At 69.2% G+C, this 19,948-nt stretch carries 18 protein-coding genes; 7 read left to right on the top strand and 11 right to left on the bottom strand.

Translation table 11 applies throughout. The features are described 5' to 3' along the window. The first annotated feature begins 365 nt into the window (after positions 1–365). Together D7X74_RS25225 and D7X74_RS25220 are read left to right on the top strand one after the other, a co-directional pair. Complete coding sequence (locus D7X74_RS25225; RefSeq protein ID WP_120535555.1) at positions 366–1,385, top strand: endonuclease/exonuclease/phosphatase family protein; 1,020 nt, start codon at positions 366–368, stop codon at positions 1,383–1,385. 226 nt (positions 1,386–1,611) lie between these two features. Further along, positions 1,612–2,667 (top strand): GNAT family N-acetyltransferase, encoded by a 1,056-nt coding sequence (locus D7X74_RS25220; RefSeq protein WP_120535554.1) that lies wholly within the window; start codon positions 1,612–1,614, stop codon positions 2,665–2,667. Here D7X74_RS25220 and D7X74_RS25215 read toward each other — a convergent pair. After that, on the bottom strand, positions 2,651–3,784 hold the full coding sequence (locus D7X74_RS25215; protein WP_120535553.1) for a hypothetical protein: 1,134 nt from the start codon (positions 3,782–3,784) through the stop codon (positions 2,651–2,653). The genes D7X74_RS25220 and D7X74_RS25215 overlap by 17 nt on opposite strands. Positions 3,785–3,909: 125 nt before the next feature. Between D7X74_RS25215 and D7X74_RS25210 the strand changes: the two genes are divergently transcribed. From D7X74_RS25210 to D7X74_RS25200, 3 genes are all read left to right on the top strand, one after another. Continuing rightward, the gene (locus D7X74_RS25210; RefSeq protein ID WP_120535552.1) at positions 3,910–4,446 is read left to right on the top strand and encodes a hypothetical protein; all 537 of its coding nucleotides are present in this window, start codon (positions 3,910–3,912) and stop codon (positions 4,444–4,446) included. A 57-nt stretch (positions 4,447–4,503) separates the two neighbouring features. Next, positions 4,504–5,799 (top strand): APC family permease, encoded by a 1,296-nt coding sequence (locus D7X74_RS25205; protein WP_120535551.1) that lies wholly within the window; start codon positions 4,504–4,506, stop codon positions 5,797–5,799. Positions 5,800–5,938: 139 nt separating this feature from the next. Further along, a complete protein-coding gene (locus D7X74_RS25200; protein ID WP_233595507.1) occupies positions 5,939–6,628 on the top strand; it encodes an abortive infection system antitoxin AbiGi family protein in 690 nt (229 codons plus the stop codon). Positions 6,629–6,640: 12 nt separating this feature from the next. Here D7X74_RS25200 and D7X74_RS25195 read toward each other — a convergent pair whose 3' ends face one another. From D7X74_RS25195 to D7X74_RS25185, 3 genes are all read right to left on the bottom strand, one after another. Further along, entirely contained in the window at positions 6,641–7,987 is a 1,347-nt protein-coding gene (locus tag D7X74_RS25195; protein ID WP_120535549.1) for a Fic family protein, read from the bottom strand. 51 nt (positions 7,988–8,038) lie between these two features. Next, positions 8,039–9,424 carry an ATP-dependent RNA helicase DbpA gene (gene dbpA / locus D7X74_RS25190; RefSeq protein ID WP_120535548.1) on the bottom strand — a complete coding sequence of 462 codons (1,386 nt, stop codon included), beginning with the start codon at positions 9,422–9,424 and terminating at the stop codon, positions 8,039–8,041. Positions 9,425–9,517: 93 nt separating this feature from the next. Then, entirely contained in the window at positions 9,518–10,111 is a 594-nt protein-coding gene (locus tag D7X74_RS25185) for a TetR/AcrR family transcriptional regulator (protein ID WP_120535547.1), read from the bottom strand. A gap of 91 nt (positions 10,112–10,202) precedes the next feature. Between D7X74_RS25185 and D7X74_RS25180 the strand changes: the two genes are divergently transcribed. Next, positions 10,203–10,580 carry a DUF1304 domain-containing protein gene (locus D7X74_RS25180; protein ID WP_120535546.1) on the top strand — a complete coding sequence of 126 codons (378 nt, stop codon included), beginning with the start codon at positions 10,203–10,205 and terminating at the stop codon, positions 10,578–10,580. Between the two features lie 56 nt (positions 10,581–10,636). On the opposite strand, the gene D7X74_RS25175 is transcribed toward D7X74_RS25180, so the two are convergent. The 6 genes from D7X74_RS25175 to D7X74_RS25150 all read right to left on the bottom strand — a co-directional run bounded on the left by D7X74_RS25175 (position 10,637) and on the right by D7X74_RS25150 (position 17,335). Further along, a complete protein-coding gene (locus D7X74_RS25175) occupies positions 10,637–13,771 on the bottom strand; it encodes an efflux RND transporter permease subunit (protein WP_120535545.1) in 3,135 nt (1,044 codons plus the stop codon). A gap of 7 nt (positions 13,772–13,778) precedes the next feature. Next, a complete protein-coding gene (locus tag D7X74_RS25170; protein ID WP_120535544.1) occupies positions 13,779–15,320 on the bottom strand; it encodes an efflux RND transporter periplasmic adaptor subunit in 1,542 nt (513 codons plus the stop codon). Then, positions 15,320–15,589 (bottom strand): hypothetical protein, encoded by a 270-nt coding sequence (locus tag D7X74_RS25165; protein WP_120535543.1) that lies wholly within the window; start codon positions 15,587–15,589, stop codon positions 15,320–15,322. The genes D7X74_RS25170 and D7X74_RS25165 overlap by 1 nt, the downstream gene beginning before the upstream one ends. A gap of 194 nt (positions 15,590–15,783) precedes the next feature. Beyond that, positions 15,784–16,083 (bottom strand): hypothetical protein, encoded by a 300-nt coding sequence (locus D7X74_RS25160; RefSeq protein WP_120535542.1) that lies wholly within the window; start codon positions 16,081–16,083, stop codon positions 15,784–15,786. 41 nt (positions 16,084–16,124) lie between these two features. Then, positions 16,125–16,601 carry a TlpA disulfide reductase family protein gene (locus tag D7X74_RS25155; protein ID WP_120535541.1) on the bottom strand — a complete coding sequence of 159 codons (477 nt, stop codon included), beginning with the start codon at positions 16,599–16,601 and terminating at the stop codon, positions 16,125–16,127. Positions 16,602–16,819: 218 nt separating this feature from the next. Continuing rightward, on the bottom strand, positions 16,820–17,335 hold the full coding sequence (locus D7X74_RS25150) for an FmdE family protein (RefSeq protein WP_120535540.1): 516 nt from the start codon (positions 17,333–17,335) through the stop codon (positions 16,820–16,822). 244 nt (positions 17,336–17,579) lie between these two features. Between D7X74_RS25150 and D7X74_RS25145 the strand changes: the two genes are divergently transcribed. Then, the gene (locus D7X74_RS25145; RefSeq protein WP_120535539.1) at positions 17,580–19,433 is read left to right on the top strand and encodes a hypothetical protein; all 1,854 of its coding nucleotides are present in this window, start codon (positions 17,580–17,582) and stop codon (positions 19,431–19,433) included. A 54-nt stretch (positions 19,434–19,487) separates the two neighbouring features. On the opposite strand, the gene D7X74_RS43110 is transcribed toward D7X74_RS25145, so the two are convergent. After that, positions 19,488–19,948, bottom strand: a 461-nt coding sequence (locus D7X74_RS43110; RefSeq protein WP_158622291.1) for a hypothetical protein, incomplete at its 5' end; no start/stop codon positions are given.

The following is a 19,948-nucleotide window of genomic DNA, read 5'->3' as shown; positions in this document are numbered from 1 at the left end:
GGACATGGGCAGGGACGGGGTCATGGCGGTGGAACCTCGAAGCGCGTTCAGCGGCTCGGAATGCAGACAGCATGCACACGCCCGTCGGCCCGGCTGGTGGCCTCGGGGACGAGCGGTCGGGGACCCCGGGCGAACGGCGCCAGTCCTCCCGTGGCCGGTCGGCGCGATGGGAGCCCGGGCGGCGGTCCGCGCGATGAACGGCCCCGCTGGCGTGGTGAGCGGTCGGCGCGGGAAGCCCGGACGCGGCACGTCCGGTCCCGCACGGACTCCCGGTCGCAGCGGGCGCATGAGCCGCGCTGCGTTGGACGATTCGGGTCCGGTCCGCGCGCGAGCGCCCTGGGAGGCGGTGCTAGGTTGCCGCCCCGATGTCACCCTCGTCGCGGCTCCCCTTCCGCCCCCGTTCGCTCCGCTCCAACCTCGGCCTGTGCGGCCTGCTCCTCGCCTTCGCGGGATGTGATGGCCGCCCCACGCAGGCCCTGCCCCCTCCGGACGCGGGCGCCTGTCTCTCCAGCGCCTGCTCGACGCCCGACGGCGGAACGCCTCCGGAAGGGTCCGCCGGCCGCGTGCGCATCGCCGCGTACAACGTGCACCGCCTCTTCGACACCGTGTGCGACACAGGCTCCTGCGGTGGCTCCAACTACGAGGAGCTGCCCACGCAGGAGCAGTTCGAACAGCAGGCGGAGCGGCTGGCCCGCGCCATCACCGCGCTCAACGCAGAAGTGGTCCTGCTGGAGGAGGTTGAAACCCAGGCGTCCCTGGACGAACTCCAGCGTCGCACGCCGGGATTCGGCCACGCGCAGCTGGGGGAGATCCACACCGCGGCGTCGGTGGACGTGGCGGTCCTCTCCAAGCACCCCATCATCGACGTGCGCCGCCACCGCGAACGCTACATCTACCGCCCGGACGGCTCCGCCACGCGCTTCTCACGCGAGCTGCTGGAGGTGCACCTGAACGTGAGTGGCGCGGAGGTCATCGTCTTCGCGGCGCACTTCCGCTCCAAGGTGGACGATGATCCGGGCCGCCGCATCGCCGAGGCCACCGTCTCCCGGGAGATCGTCACGGACGTGGCGAAGGCATTCCCGGACGCGCTGGTGGTGCTCGGCGGAGACCTCAACGACGTCCCCGGCTCCGAGGCGCTCAACCAGATGGAGCTGGACGGAGCCCTGCTGCGCGTCTCCAGCGACCGGCCCGTCACCGAGATCTGGACGTATGTCTATTCCAACCAGCGCCAGGCCATCGACCACCTCTACCTGGCTCCTGCCGGCGGCGCCTATGTCGCTGGCTCCTTCCGCGTGGCGCGCGAAGGCAACGGCTACGGCGGCTCCGACCACGGCGCGGTGATGGCGGACTTCTTCCTCGGGCCTGCGTCCCTGGGCAATCCCTGAGAAGTCGAAGACAGTCTCGTCGCGCTCGGCCACGGATGCGGCGCACTGAACACTGACGGCCCCTCCCCCATGCACTCGGGGGCCGCTTACCCACACTCAAGCGCTCCCTAACTTCCCTGCATGGAATCCATGCCGGGGCGAAGGTCGCAGGAACCGCGGCGCGTCGGGGGGCGGCCTGTCGCGCCCACCCCTTCGCGCCGCGCCAGCCCCTCCTCGGGAGGGCGCCATGGTTGAGGTTCGCACGTTCGAAGGTGACGCCGCGGAGGCGTCCTGGTTCATCAACCGCGTCTGGCAATCCAGCTACGGCAAGACGACCGCACTGCCTGTCTGGAACTCGCGCTTCATCGACTGGTTGTTGTTCCGGGGCGGACAGGCCCCTCGCGACTACCTGCTGGCGGCGTATGACAAGGGAACGCTGGTGGGGACGCTGTTCGCGGAACCCGCCCGGATCCGCCTGGGGGCTCTGGAGGTGGACGGCACCCATGGGAGCCGGGCGACCGTCGCGGACTCGCACCGGAACGAGGGCGTCGCCGGAATGCTGGCGCGGGAACTGTTGCGTCGCCACCGCGACCTTGGCGCCCGACTCTCCCTCGGCTGCGTGACGACGGGCGTGCGCGAAGCGGGGTTCTGGAAGCACACCTGGAACAAGCGCCACATCTACGGGCTGGGGCTCTGGGCGTATGTCTTTGACGCGCGAGCGCTGGCCCGGGGGGCGTTCACGGACACCCAACGCAACCTGCTCACGCTGGCGCGCCCCTTCCTCCGGCAGGGCTACCGCGAGACGGACACCACGGGCATCCGGCCCTATCACCGCAACGACCTGAATCGCTGCATGAGCCTGGTGCAGCGGATGATGCAACCGGTGACCCTGGGCTTCGCCTACACGACGGAGCGACTGGCGCACCAGCTCCAGTACCAGGACGTGCCGCGCACCTTCGTGTTGGAACAGGACGGCGAGGTCCAGGGGCTGGTGAACACCTACAGCCTCGAGCTGACGGGCCAGGGCTCCCACTCCGTCACCTCGGAGGTCGTGGACCTGGTGGCCTTCGAGGACTCCGTGTCCTGCGGCGACCGGCAGCGGCTGCTCCAAGCCGTCATGCAGGACATGGCGCGCCGGGGCGTGGCCTGCGCCGGGATGCTGCGAAGCCCCGGCCTCCCGGCATCCGTGCTGCTGCGAACGGGCTGGCTGCCCCTTCCGGGGGGCGCGAAGCTGACGTGCCTCCTGCCCTCCTCGAACATGCACCTGCCCGCGTCCCTGAACGTCTTCACGCACCTGCGCTGAAGCCGCGCCGCGCGCGGGCCCGGTGCACGAGCCGCGAGCCCCAGCCGAACACGGTCCGCACGCCCGAACCCGCGCAGACGCACAGCGCGGGGATGACGAGCAGCAGGTACTGCGGCCACTTGGTGCTCCACAGCAGCAGGAACACCAGCCCCACGACGGCGCCCACCGCCCATACGGGCCGCTCGCGCCATGTCCGGGGTGCGCCCACCACCGCCAGCGGCAGCAGCGTCCACGTGTTGAAGGACGTGAGGTAGATGCCCTCCTGCGACCGAGGCAGCCACGGGTCCAGCAGGAACGCGAGCGGCTGATACCAGGGCAGCGCGCTCTTCCGCACGTGTTCGCTGTGCGAGTAGTCCCAGTGGAACGTAACGGAATCCCACAGCGACGCGAACGGCGAGGACCACAGCGCGGGGTTCGCGAGCAGGAACACCGCCACCGTGGGCACGACGAACGCGGCCCACGCGCGCCACCGCGTCCGCGCGCCCGTCACCAGGAACGGCAGGAACGTGAGCCCGCCCACCAGCCCGTACGGATACTTCCCCGCCGCCGCCAGTCCCAGCAGCGCGCCGGACACACCCAGCCACGCGAGCGCGAAGCCACCCGGGCCCCGTCGCGCGCGCTCGAAGGCCAGCAACGCGAGCATCGCCAGCAGCCCGGGCACCGCCTCCAGGTACGCCTGGGATGTGTACTTCGTGTGGTACGGATCCCACGCCAGCAGGAGCGCGCCAAACGGATCCACGGTCGCGAGCAGCCCCACCTGGAGGACGCCAGCCACCGCGGACAGGCCCCGCGTCACGCGGAAGGCGGGCCGCGCGGCGTCAGGCAGGGGCTGCCCCATGGGCACGTTCGGCCAGTCGGGTTCGGGGGCGTGCGCCGTCCGCACGGCCTGCGCGAAGAGCAGCTTCACCAGCGGCGGGTGCTCGAAGTTCTCGCGCAGCGCGCCCACGTCGCGCCAGCGTCCCTGGTCCAGCATCCTCGCGTAGGTGTAGGCGATGGGCAGGTAGGTCGCCTCGTCGAAGTCTTGCGACAGCCGTTCCACCGCCTGGAAGCGTTGCCATGCGGCGACCAGGAGGGCGACGAGGGTGACGAGGAGGGCCAGCAGGCGCGCGCGGGACACGCTCGCAGCGATATCACGGCGTCCCATGGAACTGGAGCAGAGGGACCGCCCCGTCCGGACGCAGCCCCCCGAGCAGCCGGGGCGTGGCCCTGGTGTCGCGTGGCCCGACGCCCCAGCTTTGGAGCATGAAGACCGCCTGCATCCTCACCGTCGCCGCCCTGCTCGCGGGTGGATCCGCCGTCGCGAAGAAGACGGACGACATCGTGGAGCTCAAGACACCCCGGACGACCGTGCGCGCGAGCGTGGATGCGCAAGGCCTCCAGGGTCCAGACCTGCGCCTGCGGATGACGAACGACGCGCTGCGCGGACAGGCCTTCCAGCGCCCCGTGGACCTGAAGCTGTCCGACCAGCGCATCCAGGGCACCGTGGGCCAGGAGCCGGTGAACCTCTCCGTGCGCGAACGGCCGGGCGTGGTGGAGATGGCCGGCAACTTCGCGGGCCAGCCCTCGTCGCTGACGCTCAGTCCGGACGAGCTGACGGGCTCGGTGGGGCCGTGCGGCTACAACCTCATCATCGAGCGCGACCGCAAGCACTACAGCGGCACGCGCGCCTGCGGGGACCAGCGCGAGGACAACGTGCACCTCGCCATTCCGGAGTCCCTGGGAGAGGACTCCGCGTCCGGACGCATGGCCGCGCTCAGCCTGCTGCTCTCCCATCCGTGAGTACGGAAGCCAGGGTGCCCATGGTGCCGCGCGGCCGGGTGTAGTGAACTGCGGGCCGTGCCCACCCTTCCTGCTGACGCCGAACCCAAGCGCACCGTCGGTCCCTTCCAACTGCTGGCCCTGGGCGTCAACGGCATCGTGGGCGTCGGCATCTTCTTCGCGCCCGCGGAGGTCGCGGCCCAGGCCCCCGGGATGGGCGCCGTGTGGGCCTTCGCGGTGACGGGGCTCGCGCTGGTGCCGGTGGCGCTCGCGTTCGCGGTGCTCGGGCGGAGGTTCGACGCGGACGGCGGGCCCGTCGTCTTCGCGCGCGCGGCGTTCGGCGAGCGGGCCTCGTTCCTCGTCGGCTGGGTGGCCTACGTCAGCGCCTTCCTGAGCGCCTCCGCGGTGAACGCGGGCCTGGCGCGGGCGCTGGCGCCATCGCTGGGACTGGCGGGGCCGGTGGGCGAGCGCCTCCTGGCCTCCGCGCTGGTGACGGGGCTCGTGGCGCTGGTGGCCACCGGGATGCGCGTGTCGGCGAGGACGTGGACGGCGCTCACGGTGCTCAAGCTGGTGCCGCTGGTGGCGCTGCTGGGGGCCTTCTTCTTCCTGCCCTCCCCCGGAGAGCTGCCGTCGCCCCTGCCCGCCACGGGAGGCTCCTGGCTGAAGGCGGGGCTCGCGGTGATGTTCGCCTTCCAGGGCTTTGAAATCGTCCCGGTCATCGCCGGGCAGGTGCGCTCGGCGGAGCGCACGGTGCCGCTGGCCACGGTGGGTTCGTTGCTGGTGGCGATGCTGCTGTACGTGGGGCTGACGTGGGCCTGCGTGGCGGCGCTGCCGGGCCTCGCGCAGGCGAGCGCGCCCCTGGTGCAGGCGGCGGGCGTCTGGGGTGGCAGGGGGCTGGAGCGCTTCGTGAACGCGGGCACCAGCGTGTCCGCGCTGGGCATCTGCCTGGGGACGCTGGTGACGACGCCGCGCTACCTGTCCGCGCTGGCCTCCGGAGAGCGGTCGCTGTTCGGCCTGGAGCGCATGTCCGCGTCGGGCGTGCCGATGCGGGCGCTCCTGGTGACGTGGGTGCTGGTGATGGGGTTCGTGAACATGGGCGACCTGTCGGAGCTCTTCGCCCTGTCCGCCATCGCGGTGCTGATGCAATTCGGTGTCACCGCTGCCGCGCTCGCGGTGTTGTCGCTGCGGCGGGAGCGGAACCTGAGGCCGGCGCACGCGCTGCTCGCGGTGCCCACGCTGGTGCTGGGGTTGACGCTGGTGGCCTTTGGCGCGAGCGCGCGCGAGGCCGCGGTCGCTTCGCTGGCGGTGCTCGCGGGGCTGGCGCTCATGCAGTTGTCGCGGCCGAGGGTTCCAGCGCCCGGCCCCCAGCCCTGAGCAGGCTGTCCGCACGAGGGGCGGGCAGGCGCCGGGACAACCTGCCAAGTCGGGTTGCGAAGAGGTGACCGGGCCGGGAGACTCCCCCGGGGGTTTTCGGTCGATGCTCGGGTATCAGGCGAACGCGCAATGGCGGGACATGTCCGACTTCGTGGTGCATTTCACGAAGCCCGGGCCCCCGTACCATGACGCCTACCAGAACATGATGAGCATCCTGGGAGCGCGCACGCTCATCCCGGGCGCGGAGGGTTTTGGCATCGCGCGGCGGGAAGCGAAGGTGGCGGACCGGAGCCGTTCGGTGTGTTTCAGCGAGATCCCCATCGACCAGCTGGGGCGTCTGGTGCAGCGCCGGAGCCTGTACGGCATCGCCTTCCGCAAGAGCTTCATCCTGTCGCAGGGTGGAGGCCCCGTCTGGTACGTGCAGTACGGCTCCCCGGCGCACCTGGCGATGAAGCACCAGTTGGCTCAAGCGCTGACGGCGAAGGAGCCGCACAAGGAGCCCGTGTGGGCGGTGACGCCCTTCGTGGACATCCAGGGGGACGCGCACAACGCGCCCTACAACTACCGCTTCGACTGGGAGCGGGAGTGGCGCGTGCCGGGCCTGCTGCGCTTCACGGAGTACGACGTCGCGGCGCTCTTCCTCCCGGAAGAGGTGCACGCGCTGGCCCAGGACTTCTTCGCCTGGGCGGTGCGGGAGCGCGCGGGTCCGGGCTACTTCTGCCCGGTGTTGGACCCCGGCTGGAAGGAAGCGCAGATCGCCGAAGCGCTGGCGAAGCACGCAGAAGGACCACCGCCGACACGCACGGAAAGCAAGCGAGTGCCGGGGTGACGCCCCGTGGGCTCAAGGCTTGTAAGCCTTGAGCAGCCGTTCGAGCTGCGCGACGGGGGAGAAGGAAAAGGCGCGTCCAGTCCGTGTTTTGTTCAAAAAACCTGCCGCCTCAAGGTCGAGCAGATCCTGCCGAGCAGTCTGGTAGACAACCCCATGCTGACGCCGGTACGACTGGATATCGTAGCGTGCGGCCGGGTGACGAATTGCATGGAGCAGCAATTCGCGCTGGCGATGGTTGAAGTTCGGATCATCCTTTAAAATCAGGTCCACCTGCTTCACCTCCTGCCCCTTGCGCGCCAGATAGGCGTAGAGGTCCTCGGTGGCCCGCTGGATGACATCCAGTTGGTGGAGGAGAAAGTAGGTGACGTCTCCGCGGTCCGTTTCTGTGAAGAGGAACGCGCGACTGTATTGCATCTGGGCGCGTTGGATGATCCTGGAGATAGAGATGAATTCCGCGATCCAGTAGCCCTGTCGGAGCATGCTCCAGTAGAAGAGAGCTCGCGCAGTGCGCCCATTGCCATCAACGAAGGGATGGTCATAGGCGAGCATGAAGTGGAGCACTATTGCGCGTACGACCGGATGGACGAAGACGCTGCCCCCAGGGTGATTCGCGAATGCACAAAGCTGCTTCAGCCGAAGAGGCAGCTCACGGGCATCCGGTGGAACATGGAGGATCTCTCCACTTCCCCGGTCCTGTACCGAAATGGTCTCCTCGCCGCGCCGTAAGCGGCCCTCTTCGCCAGGTTCGAGCGTGCCGTGCGTAATGGTTTCGTGCAGCTCAAGCAGGAAAGAGGTCGTCAGGGGCTCATTCGACTTCCTGCGCAACAGTTCCATGGCCTGGAAGTTGTTGAAGATCATCCGCTCGTCCTTCGTTCGCGGCGGACGTCCCTGCACCAGCATTTCCTTGGCGACTTTTCGCGTCGTGGAGGCGCCCTCGAGCTGACTGGAGGTAATGGCCTCTTCCATCAAGGATCGAACGATGTACCGGTCACGAACATCCGGGTTGGCCAACTGAGGGTCCGCCAGCTCAACCCCCTTGCCGAGTTCACGGTCGAGCTGGTGAAGCCCAGCCAGGAGGCTGTCAGGACGCGCGAAGGAGAAGAACCCACCGGTCTTGTCCAGAAGCGGCAGAGTGACGCTGAGCGCGGCGCGGGCGGTCATCACTCGGTACCACCACTCCTCCAGCCCCATGCCCTCGGGAGTCGGATGACGCCGAAGCTCGTCCCAATGCAGGTATCGACCGTTAATCTCCGGACCAATCGAACTACGCCCCAACAAAGCGATGAGGTTCTCGGTTCCAGTTCGAGCAACCGCCTGCAGGAAGGCCTGGAGGTCGGGAGGGGTTGCGGGGATTCGCATCAGCGATGTTCTACCAATTTACTACTAAAATAGCAGTCGATTAGTAGTTCCCTACTTCACCCGCTCGATGCGGTGCTTGCGCCCCTTGATGCGGCCTTCGCTCAGGCGCTGGAAGGCGACCTTCACCACGCGCTTGGAGACGGCGACGAAGGCGTGGTGGTCGTGGATTTCAATCTTGCCCACGTCCGTCGCGGCCAGCCCGCCCGCCTCGCCGGTGAGCGCGCCCAGGATGTCGCCCGGGCGCATCTTGTCCTTGCGGCCGGCGGAGATGGACAGCGTCTCCCAGCCGGAGATGAGCGACACGCCCGGCGTGTTCTCCGGAACCAGCGCCTCCACGTCGCCCTTCTCCAGCTTCACGCCCGTGGTGCCTTCGATGTCCTCCACCTTCCGGCTGTCCGAGCGCGTCACCAGCGAGAGGGCCAGGCCCCGCAGGCCCGCGCGTCCGGTGCGGCCGATGCGGTGCACGTACGCCTCCGGCTGCTGGGGCATCTCGTAGTTCACCACCGCGTCCAGCGCCTCCACGTCGATGCCCCGGCCCGCCACGTCCGTGGCCACCAGCACGCGCGTGCTGTGATTGCGGAACTTCGCCATCACCCGGTCCCGGTCGAACTGCTCCAGGTCGCCCTGCAACCCGTCCGCGCTCACGCCCGCCTTCACCAGCTCGCGCGTCACCTCCACCACCACCGCCTTGAAGTTGCAGAACACGATGGCGGACATGGGCTGGTGCTGCTTCAGGATGCGCAGCAGCATCCCCAGCTTCTCTTCCGGCTGGCACGCGTACGCCACCTGCTGGATGTCCGGCGCCGCCTCCTCCTGCGCCAACGACACCCGCACGGGGTCCTTCTGGAACGCGCGGCTCAGCTTCTCGATGTCGTCGGGGAACGTCGCGGAGAAGAGCACCGTCTGCCGCTTCGACGGCGTCGCGCCGAGCACGCGCTCCATGTCCTCGCGAAAGCCCATGTCCAGCATCCGGTCCGCTTCATCCAGCACCACCGTGGCCAGGTGCCGCAGGTCCAGCACCTCGCGGTCCAACAGGTCCAGGATGCGCCCGGGCGTCCCCACGCCGATGTGCACGCCCTTCTCCAGCGCCTCCACCTGGGGCTTGATGGGCGACCCGCCCGCCAGCGGCAGCACCTGCACGCCGGGCATCCGCCGCGCCAGCCGTCGGATTTCGCCAGCCACCTGCGCGCACAGTTCACGCGTCGGGCAGAGCACCAGCGCCTGGAGCCTCCGGTCCTGCGTAAGCTTCACCTTCTGCAGGATGGGCAGCGCGAACGCCGCCGTCTTCCCGCTGCCCGTGCGGGCCTGTCCCACGAGGTCCTTGCCCTGCAGCAACACCGGGATGGTCTGCGCCTGGATGGGGGTGGCGGTGCGGAACTCCAGCTCCTCCAACACCTGGAGCAGCGGGGGCGACAGCGCGAGCGCGGAGAAATCCATCGGGGCCTCGGGGGACGGAGGCACTTCGGCGCCTCGGGGGGTAACGCGCGCCCTTGTAGCAGTCTTCAGGGGCCGGACAAGCCCGGCCCCTCCCTACCCTGCCCAGCCCGCCACCTCGCTCGCCGCCGCCCGGGCCAGCTTCGCCGCGGCGGAGGGGTCCACGCGGGCCGTGACGAGCACGCCAATGACAGCCCCCACCAGCAGCTCCACGCGGCGGGCCACCGTCTTCCGGGGCATGACTCCTGCCCGGGCCGCGCCCTCCAGGGCCCGCGTCAGGTGCCCGCTCAAGAGGGCGCGGTAGTCCTCCACCGCCCGGTGGGCCTCCGCGTCGTGAGGGGCCAGCTCCGTCGCTGTATTCACCAGCAGGCACCCCCGCCGCGTCAGGGCCGGCGGCGCGGTGCCCATCGTCGTCGCGAGCGATTCGAAATAGGTCGTCACCTGCTCCAGGCCCGGCGTGCCGGTGGCGAAGACCCCCAGCCGGGGCGCGATGACCTCCTGGAGATACAGCGCCACGGCGCGCGTGAACAGCGCCCGCTTGCTGTCGAACGCCTGATACAGGCTGGAGCGGTTCAGCCCCGTCGCGGACTCCAGGTCCGCGAGCGACGTCGCCTCATAGCCCCGCGACCAGAACACCCCCAGCGCCGCCCGCACCGCCACCGTCTCATCGAACGCACGCGTCCGCGCCACGTCACCCTCCTTGACAATTCTGAACCGACCGTTTCAATATGGATTCGGAACTGACTGGTACAGAATAGCCCACCCCGGAGGGGGAGTCATCATGTCGCCACTGGCACAGGTCTTCGCGGTCATCGCAGCGCTCATCCACGTGTTGTTCTTCGTGATGGAGAGCATCCTCTTCCCGCAGCCGAAGGTGTGGAAGCGCTTCGGGCTGAAGTCGCAGTCGGACGCGGACGTGGCGAAGCCCATCATGCTGAACCAGGGCTTCTACAACCTGTTCCTCGCGCTGGGAGTCTTCGTCGGCGTGGCGCTGGTGCACACCGCGTCGGTCGCGTCGGGCGTGGCGGTCGTGATGTTTGGCTGCGCGTGCATGCTGCTGGCCGCCCTGGTGCTGGTGACGAGCAACCGCCGCTTCTTCACGGCCAGCCTCGTCCAGGGACTGCTGCCGCTCTTGGCCATCGTGCTCGTCGCCGTCTGAGCCGGGCCTCGGGCAGCCGGAGCCTCGCGGGCTGCATCAGGACCGAGCGTCACCCTTCACACCACGACCGGCTTCACCTGCTCACCGTGCTCCCCTTCGTCCACCTTCGGCCCGCCTTCACGGGTGGCATCCGCGCCAGCACCGAAGACGGAGTAGAGGACAGGCAGCACCACGAGCGTCAGCAAGGTGGACGACAGGATTCCGCCAATCACCACCGTGGCCAGGGGCCGTTGCACCTCGGCCCCCACGCCCGTGTTGAGCGCCATGGGCAGGAAGCCGATGGCAGCCACCGAGGACGTCATCAGCACGGGCCGCAGGCGCGAGAGCGCCGCCTCGCGGAGGGCCTCCTGCAGTGGACGGCCCCAGTTGAGCAACTGGCGCACCCGGGACACCAGCACCATGTCTCCCAGCACGGACACGCCCGACAGCGCGATGAAGCCCACCGCGGCGGAAATGGAGAACGGGAGGCCTCGCACCAGCAGGGCCAGCACCCCTCCCACCAGCGCGAAAGGGACGCCCATGAAGATGCGCACCGCGTCCAGCACGCGGCGATAGGTGAGGTAGAGCAGCCCGAAGATGAGCGCGAGCGCCACCGGCACCACGACGAGGAGCCGTGACTGGGCGCGCTCCAGGTTCTCGAACTGCCCGCCATACCGGAGGAAGTAGCCGGGAGGAAACGCCACCTTCTCCTCCAGCGTCCGGCGCACCTCGGCGACGAAGCCGCCCAGGTCCCGCCCGCGCACGTTGGCCTGCACCACGATGCGCCGCTTGCCCCACTCGCGCTGGAGGGTGGTGGGGCCGGACACCTCGCGAATCGTCGTCAGGCGCCCCAGGGGAATCCGTGCTCCATCGGGCGCGGCGACCAGCACCGTCGCGAGCTTCGCGGGCCGCTCGCGGTAGTCCTCCGTGAGGCGCACGGCGAGGTCGAACCGCCGCTCCCCTTCACGCACCTCACCTGCCTTCCGGGTGCCCACCGCCTCCACGACATCCAGGACGTCGCGCGCGGGGATGCCATGGCGGGCAATGGCCGCGCGATCCACCACCACCTCCAGGACGGGCTGCCCCGTGACCTGCTCCACGGTGACGTCGGTCGCCCCAGGAATGGCGCGCACCAGGGCTTCCATCTCCTTCGCCTTGGCCTTGAGCACATCCAGGTCGTCGCCAAAAAGCTTGATGCCCACGTCATTGCGCACGCCTGCCACCATCTCGTTGACGCGCATCTCGATGGGCTGGAGGAACGCCATGCGCATGCCGGGCATGTCGGAGAGCTCCGCCTTCATCTCCGCGACGAGCCCGTCCTGTGTCGCCGCCCGCTTCCATTCCTCGCGAGGCTTCAAGGTGATGAAGACGTCGGCGAGTTCGATGCCCATCGTCTCCGTGGCCACCTCCGGTGAACCCGTGCGCGTCCACACGCGCTTCACCTCGTGGGGAAACTTCGCGAGCAGCACCTTCTCCAACTGTGTTCCGTAGCGGACCGACTCCGACAGCGACACCTCCGCCAGGCGCACGGTGTTGATGACGACGGTGCCCTCCGACAACCGGGGGATGAACTCGCGTCCCAACTGCGTGGCCCCAAGCACCGCCCCCAGCACCAGGAGCACCGCGGCACCGAGCACCCCCCGGGGATGCCCGAGGGCCCGGTCCAGGAGCGGCCGGTAGCCCCGCTTGAGCACGCGGACCAGCCAGGGCTCCCTGTGCGCGTGCGCAGCCGCCTTGCGCAACGCGAAGGACGCGAGCACCGGCATCAGCGTCATGGAGATGAGGGCACTGCCCAGCAGGGCCAGGATGACGGTCAGCGCCATGGGCCGGAACAGTCTTCCCTCCACCCCCTCCAGCGTGAGGATGGGCAGGTACACCACCATGATGATGAGCTCGCCGAAGAGCGTGGGCTTTCTCACCTCCACGGCCGCATCCCGGACCACCTCCAGGAGGCTGCGTCCGCCCTTCTCCTCCGCCAGCCGCTTCTCCGCGTTCTCCACCAGGATGACGGAGGAGTCGACGACGAGGCCGAAGTCGATGGCACCCAGACTCATCAGCGTGCCCGCGATGCCGAAACGCAGCATGCCGTTGAACGCGAAGAGCATGGACAGGGGAATGGCCGCGGCGACGATGAGCCCGGCGCGCACGTTGCCCAGGAAGAGGAAGAGGATCGCGATGACCAGGAGCGCCCCCTCGAAGAGGTTCTTCTCCACGGTGCGGATCACCAGGTCCACGAGCTCGGTCCGCTCGTAGACGGGCTCCACCGTCACGTCCCGGGGGAGGCCCTTCTTCAGCTCCTCCAGGCGATTCGCCAGGGCCGCGGTCACGGTGTGGGAGTTCTCTCCCATCAGCATGAAGCCCAGCCCCAGCAGCACCTCCCCCTGCCCGTCCGCGGTGGTCGCACCGCGTCGGATCTCACGGCCCACCTCCACCCGGGCCACATCCCGCACGAGCACCGGAACGCCCTGCCGGGCGGCGATGACGACGTCGCCCACCTGCGTGCCGTCCTCCAGGACGCCCACGCCCAGCACGAGGCTCGCGGCGCCGCCCTGCTCCATCACCCCGCCCCCCACGTTGGCGTTGTTCGCCTCCAGGGCGCGGTAGACGTCCCCGAGCGTCAGGTCGAACTTCTGCAGGCGCCTCGGGTCGACGATGACGTGCCACTGCCGCTCGGCACCGCCCCAGGTGTTGACCTCCGCCACGCCGGACACGCTGCGCAGTTGCGGAGCGATGACCCAGTCATGAAGCGCCCCGAGTTCCTCCAGGCTCTGCGTCCGGCTCTTCACCAGGTAGTGGAAGACTTCCCCCAGGCCCGTGGCGACCGGGCCCAGCGTAGGCCTCGCCACCCCGGCGGGCAGTTCCAGCGCTCCCAACCGCTCGTTGATGACCTGCCGGGCGAACCAGACCTGGGTGCCCTCCTTGAATTGCAGCGTCACCTGTCCCAGGCCGAACTTGGAGACCGAGCGCAGCTCCTCCAGTCCCGGCAGGCCCGCGAGGACCTGCTCGATGGGAACGGTCAGCTGTCGCTCCACCTCCACGGGCGTGAGGGCTGGCGCGACCACGTTCACCTGGACCTGGGTGGGCGTGGTGTCGGGGAGCGCGTCGATGGGCAGGTCGCGGAAGGCGAGGAGGCCCGAGACGATGAGCGCGAACGTGGCCGCGAGCACCACCCCGCGGTGCTTGAGGGACCAGTCGATGGTCTGGGTCAGCATGGCCGGCTCACCCGCCTCCCTCTTCGCAGCAGCCCGCCCCGATGGAGTCCTTCAGCACTTCCGTCTTGAGGAGGAAGGCCCCCGTGGTGACGACTTCCGCTCCGGAAGCGAGTCCCTTCACCACCTCCACGGAGTCGGAGAAGGCATCGCCAAGTTCCACCTGGGTGGGCTCGAAGAGGCCGGCGCCCGTCTTGACGAAGACGAGGCTCTTGCCGTCCGCGCGCTGCACGGAGACCTGGGGCACCAGGAGCACCTCCTTCTCGTCGGACACCTGGATCCGCGCCCGCAGGAAGCCCCCTGCCTTGAGCCTTCCCTCCGGGTTGGGCAGTTCCACGCGCACGCGCACCGTGCGCGTGCGCGGATCCACCGAGCTGGCGACACGGCTGAGTGTGGCCTCACGCGGTGGCCCCCGCTGCCCCTCGAAGAAGAGGACGACCTTCTGTCCGGGACGCACGGAGCCCGCTTCCGCCTCCGGCACCTCGAGCCAGGCCCACAGGGTGGAGAGGTCCGCCACCTCGAACAGGACTTCACCGGGGACCGCGCTGCGACCGATGGTGGCGTTGCGCGCCACGACGGTGCCCGCGAAGGGGGACGTCAGGGCATAGCGTCCCCCCGTTCCTGAAGGCGCCGCACCCGCCGCCCCCAGCGTCGCGCGGGCGCTCTCGGACGCCCCGTGCGCGGCGGCCAGCTCCGCTTCGGCGGCCTCCAGCGCCTGCTGGGCGGAGATGCCCCTGGAGACAAGGTGCCGCTCACGCTCGACGACCGACCGGGCGGCGACCACACGGGCCGCCGCCGCCGCCAGTTGGGCCTGGCCTTCCCCCACCGACGCGGAGGCGAGCGTCAGCAGCGGCTGTCCGGCCTTCACCTCGTCGCCAACATCCCCCCGCGTCTCCAGGATGAGCGCTTCGCCCCGAGCGGACAGCAAGGCGCGACGGTTCTGGTTGAAGTCCAGCTGCCCCACCACCTCCAGCGTCCGCGCCAGCTTCTTTCGCTCGACCCGCTGCGTGCGCAGGCCGGTGTCGGTTTCCGTCTCCGCGGAGGCCAGGCGCACGCGCGGCAGCGCGATGGTGCCCGCCCCCGCTGCCTTCGCGAGTTCCGGGTGGTGGATGGGACAGACGGACAGGGGAAAGCCGTGCTCGCGGCAGTAATCCCCCGCCTCGATGAACTTCGTCACCAGCACGGGGTTGCACCGGGTGCACTTGGATTCGGGGACCGAGTGCTCCGCGCACCAGTCCTGGGGTACCTGGGCCGTGAAGGTGAGCTTCGGGTTGCACTGGAGGCACTGGGACTCCGGCACGCCGTGCGCCTCGCACCAGTCGCCCTGCGCCTTGAAGACCTCCACGAACTCCGGATTGCACCGGGTGCAGAGCTCCGCCGGGACCGAGTGCTGACACAGCTTCATCTGGGCAGGCTGCGCCGAGGCCGAAGGGGCGCCCGCACCGGTCGTGGACGCCACCTCCGCGGGCGCGGAATGGGACTCCTTCGCGCAACCCGCTCCGAAGATGACGAGCAAGAGGGCTGGCGCGATCCGAGCGGTGCGGGCAACCATCACTTCACCCCTTTTTCGGCGAGCTTCGGATTGCAGAGGACGCACTGGGACTCGGCCCGTTCGTGCTCCGCGCACCAATCCCCCTTGGACTTGTAGACGGCGGACAGCTTCGGGTTGCAGCGGGTGCAGAGCGCCTTGTGGACCCCATGCTCACACGTGGGCTTCGGGGCTTCGCCGGTGGGCTTTGACGTGGGGGGCGCCTCTTCGGCGAGGACAGGGAGGGCCATGGACAGGACGGAGAGGACGACGAGCGAGCGGAACGAACGCATGGATGTGGACTCCTGCCGAGCCCTCCTTGTCGCGAAGGGGAAGGCCCGTCCCAACACGGACGGGCCAGCCTTCGCGATGGAGGGCAGCGGCGTTGAAACCCCACGCAATCAGCGCGTGGGGAACGTGGACGGGGGTGAAGCGAGGCGTGGCGAAGGCCAGACAGAGGACACACGTCCCCCGTCGATGGCCGTTGTCAGGCTCTGGGCGGCTGGAAGACGTCCGTCAACGGAGCGGTCAGCACCGGATGGACGATGCTCCCGTGCACCGGCTCCGCCACCAGCACGGGCGCCAGGGGCAGAAGGACTTCCACCGTCGGGCTCGCGGGTTGGGGGCAGCGGACACACAGGCCACAGGACGCCGTGCAGTCCGTGCAGTCCTCATCCGCCTCTTGCGAACATGCGGTGGACGCCCCGGTCGCGTAGGCCAGCGTCTGGAAGACGCCGCCCGTCGTCAGCACCAGGAGGACGGCCATGAGTCGGAAGAGGGTCTGCATGCGCGGGAGGCTCTTTCTATATGAGCACCGGGTGGCCGGGGTCAACGCAGCGGGGCCGAAGCGGCGGGGGCCTGCCGTTCCTTCATCAACCGCTCCAGGAGGCGTCGCATCTCGGGGGCGTCCCACTTCCGGGGGCCCGTGAACCGGGCGACCAGGCGACCCTCCACGACCAGGATGCTGGTGGGCAGGGTTTCAGCCCCCAGGGCCTGCGTGGCCGCCTCGCCCTCATCCAATCGCAGGTTGAGTTCCGGCGGCACGCGGCCGTCGAAGAAGCGGGACACTTCTTCCAGGGAGGCATCGCGGCCGAACGTCACGACGTGCAAGCCCTGGGGTGGGTCGCGAGCCAGGGCCCGCAGGCCAGGAGCTTCCTGACGGCACGGAGGACACCACGCGGCCCAGAACACCAGGAGCTGGGCCCCGTCCGCCGGAACACCCGCGAGGGTCGGAGCCGGGCCGGACAACCGCACATAGGCCGGAGGGACCGCCTCCGTGCAGGCGCTCAGGAGGAAGAGGGCCATGAGCAGGGGAAGGCAGGCCTGCCTCACCTCACGCCGTCCGCGGCCTGTCGTCACACCATCCGTCCGGGGCATGGGCGAGGTGTAACCTCTTCGATGGCCAGCGTCAGCCCCTTGTGAGGAGCAGGAGGGCCGCTCACCGCGTGAAGGGCGCGATGTCGTGGCTGTGATTGGCGGCCCGGTTCAGGTTCCGCACCCGTGGATGAACACGTCGGGAAGGCTCAAGGCGCTGGAGCGACGGTCTCGAAGACGTCCGCGTCCGGCAGGGCGAGGACCTCGCGGCCCGCATCGCCCAGCTTCTCGCGCGGCACGTCCTTGAAGCGCTGCACGAAGCTCGCGGACGGGCGCAGGGTGAGGGATTGGCCGGTGGCGCGATTGCGGAACGTGGTCGCGACGGCCTCCGGCGTGGGTGTCGTCACCAACGACAGGTTGAGCTTGCCCAGGCTCGCGCCCGTGGCCGCCGCCGCTCCGTCCGCGACGCAGGTGTATTGCACCAGCGCCGGGCTGTGGTGGACGACCTCCAGTTTGAAGCTGCCCCGGGGCAACCCCAGTTGCTGGAGCGCGAAGTCCCCCATGCGATAGCCCGCCACCGCCCACGGTCCCGCGCCCCCATGCACCAGGGCCACCCGCTCCAGCGCTCCGGGTTCAGCGGGCGGCGGCGCGGCAGGACGCGAACCCGCGCACCCCAGCGTGAAGCACAGCGTGGCGAAGAGCAGCGGGTGACGGCGCACGGACACGGGAGCCTCCAACGGAAGAATCAGCAGGAGCCTTCTATCCGGAACCCAGGCTCTTGCGCGAAGCCACCCTGAAGAGGAGGGAGCTCGGGGTCCTCGCCCCCGTTCCTCGAAGTTCAGAGCTCCGTTCCGGAGGCCCGGGCTTCCAGGCACCTTCGTGAACGGCAGGGCCGGCAAGTCGTCTAGGATGGGCACGAGTCATTGCCCCTCCTCCCCCCATCGCGAGGCCCGCGTGCGCACGAGGCACTTGAACCTGCCACACCTTGCTGTTCCGGATTACAGCTACAGCAAGGACACGCCGTTCACCTCGACGCGGCTGAGTCGGTTCCTCGATCGCTCCGGCATCAAGCAGATGCGTGAGCACCACCAGCACATCGCCGAGGGCATGTCGGGCAGCTTCGGCTGCGCGAACTGCCGGGGCATCGAAGCGCTCCGGAGCTGCCTCCGGGCCTACAGCGCGCTGAAGGACTATGACGCGGTCGCCAATCCACGGAACCTGGGCATTGGGGCTCTGACCTCTCTCCAGTCATTCCTGAGGGACCACGGCCCCAGGCTCGAGGAGCTGCGCGGAATCCTCGTCGACCTGAATGTGCCCTACGACGGGAAGTTCGGTCAGGTGTATGACTTCAAGGCCTACAAGAATGGCCTGCGCGACGGCAGGAATCCGATCAACCCCATCGGTGAGCGCTGGTACGGCGCGATGAAGACGTTGTTCGTCGCCAGGAACGGTCCAGGGCCGCTCAACGCGATCCTCGATACCGGCGTGGGACAGTCCGTGACGAAGCCTTCCGCCCACGCGCACGCGGTCATCGCCCGTGCCAGCCTGGAGATCGGGATTCGTTTCGGGTTCTGTGAGTTCCTGACGTTCGCTTCCTTTCCGGGCAGCACCAAGCAGGTGCGGACCTTGAAGAGCGTGGCCGCGCAGGCAGTGACCCTCGTCGACCCGGACGCGCAACTGGGCCAGACGCTGTCGGGGGCCCTCCAACAACTCCGGCAGCGTTATGAAACGCCGCTGAGGGAGCGGCGCTTGCCGGGCCTCAGCGAGGAAGCGCTCGCGGGCGAGCTGTGCGACCAGCTCATCGCGGGGATCGCGGCCATCGTCGCCTCCAAGGAGTCGCATCAGCGCGCCAACTGCTTCGCCCTGTGTTCGGTCTACCGGGCACTCTTCCTGGGATTCTCCTACACCCGGTTGCACGCGGAGCGGACCCGGTGGCGCGACCTGCGTGAGAAGGTGCAAGGCGTGGGGGATCTGCTGACGTATTTCCCCAAGTCGCGTGCTGGCAACTCCCTGGCGAGCATCAACCTGAAGGGGTTCTCGGACAGCCTGGGCAAGAGGAACCTGGGCGACGTGGCCCGGCTCATCGACCTCCATGGCAAGAGTTGGAAGACGGTGCGCGAGGTCGAGTTCGCCAAGCAATGCGGCGAATGTGAATCCGAGCAGGGCGCCTTCGACCTGCCGGGGCGGGTGGTCGACAGCCGCGTCCTGCACAAGGGCCCGAAGCTCGATCCGTCCATCGGGCTCTCCTTCTCCGAGCTGGGCGTCGCCGCGACAGACGATGAGACCCCCTGGGATTTGACGGCGGCAGTGGGGGCCCAGGCCGTGTGGCTCATCCTGGCGGATCTGCAGAAGCTGGCGCCCCGGGAGCCGGTCATCGCGGAGATGGTGGGCGTGTGTGATGCCGCGGCACCGCTGTTCGTGGGGTACATGGAGATGCTGTTCCTGGGCCTCGGGTTCGCCGGCTGCACCAGCTTGCCGCTGGTGCTCGAAGAGACCCATGAGCGCCCGAAGCAGGAGACCGCCGTCATCACCTGGTCGCCCGGTTCGCTCTCCACCCCGGCCTACACGGGGCCGACCTCGCTCGAACTCCACGCGGCGGCACGGAAGCTGGGGTTGACGCTCAAGGAGTTGATGGAGCGTGAGACGGTGATGGATGTGCTGTCCCGCCAGTACCGGCGACAGGCGCGCTTCGTGGCCCCCCGAGAGGTGGGAGACGCTGAAGAGGCGTTCAAGGAACTGGGAGCCGCCCGGGACCTCCTGGTGAGCTACTTCAATGACGCGGCGAAGACCGCGTCCCCACCCCTGGCGCTCCAGTTCCATTGAGCGGCTCGAACGCATGGGCGGGACTGGCAGGGCGCGGTGGCCACGCCTCTCGCGCTACAGCGTGAAGCCCACCATCAGGGACGCGGAGGCCCGGGGCACCAGCGCCACGCCTGATTCCCTTCGCGCCACCACGCCTCCCACCGAGGCCCCCAGCAGCATCGACACGCCGCCGCGCACGTCAAGACGTACGCCTCCGGACACGAGCGCCAGCGGCTCCAGGCCGAAGCGTGTCTCATCGGAGGGAAGCCCGCCCTGGAAGACCGCCAGCGCTCCGGCCTCCAGCGCGCCGGAGAACGTCCACGGACCGTGCTTCCACTGCGGTCCCGCGTTGAGCCGCAGCTCCACCTCCGTCTGCCGGAACGCCACCCGCCGGCCCGATCCCCGGCGCACCGCGAGCCCCACGCCCGACGCATCCATCCCCCACCCCAGCCGGCCCTCGCGCTCCAGGCGCACGTCCAGGCCCGCGATGGAGGGAAGGCCCGCGACAATCCCAGACGTCAGGGACGGTCCCACCG

It is taken from the genome of Corallococcus sp. CA047B (assembly GCF_003612065.1).
Classification (GTDB): Bacteria; Myxococcota; Myxococcia; order Myxococcales; family Myxococcaceae; genus Corallococcus; species Corallococcus praedator.
This window is presented reverse-complemented; position numbering and strand designations above follow the sequence as displayed.

Bases quoted from the DNA above. Each gene is read 5' to 3' on its own strand.
- D7X74_RS25155 (WP_120535541.1), bottom strand. From the start codon at position 16,601: ATGGCCCTCTTCCTCCTGAGCGCCTGCACGGAGGCGGTCCCTCCGGCC.
- D7X74_RS25225 (WP_120535555.1), top strand. From the start codon at position 366: ATGTCACCCTCGTCGCGGCTCCCCTTCCGCCCCCGTTCGCTCCGCTCC.
- D7X74_RS25200 (WP_233595507.1), top strand. From the start codon at position 5,939: ATGTCCGACTTCGTGGTGCATTTCACGAAGCCCGGGCCCCCGTACCAT.
- D7X74_RS25210 (WP_120535552.1), top strand. From the start codon at position 3,910: ATGAAGACCGCCTGCATCCTCACCGTCGCCGCCCTGCTCGCGGGTGGA.
- D7X74_RS25165 (WP_120535543.1), bottom strand. From the start codon at position 15,589: ATGCGTTCGTTCCGCTCGCTCGTCGTCCTCTCCGTCCTGTCCATGGCC.
- D7X74_RS25180 (WP_120535546.1), top strand. From the start codon at position 10,203: ATGTCGCCACTGGCACAGGTCTTCGCGGTCATCGCAGCGCTCATCCAC.
- D7X74_RS25170 (WP_120535544.1), bottom strand. From the start codon at position 15,320: ATGGTTGCCCGCACCGCTCGGATCGCGCCAGCCCTCTTGCTCGTCATC.
- D7X74_RS25195 (WP_120535549.1), bottom strand. From the start codon at position 7,987: ATGCGAATCCCCGCAACCCCTCCCGACCTCCAGGCCTTCCTGCAGGCG.
- D7X74_RS25220 (WP_120535554.1), top strand. From the start codon at position 1,612: ATGGTTGAGGTTCGCACGTTCGAAGGTGACGCCGCGGAGGCGTCCTGG.
- D7X74_RS25160 (WP_120535542.1), bottom strand. From the start codon at position 16,083: ATGCAGACCCTCTTCCGACTCATGGCCGTCCTCCTGGTGCTGACGACG.
- dbpA (WP_120535548.1), bottom strand. From the start codon at position 9,424: ATGGATTTCTCCGCGCTCGCGCTGTCGCCCCCGCTGCTCCAGGTGTTG.
- D7X74_RS25175 (WP_120535545.1), bottom strand. From the start codon at position 13,771: ATGCTGACCCAGACCATCGACTGGTCCCTCAAGCACCGCGGGGTGGTG.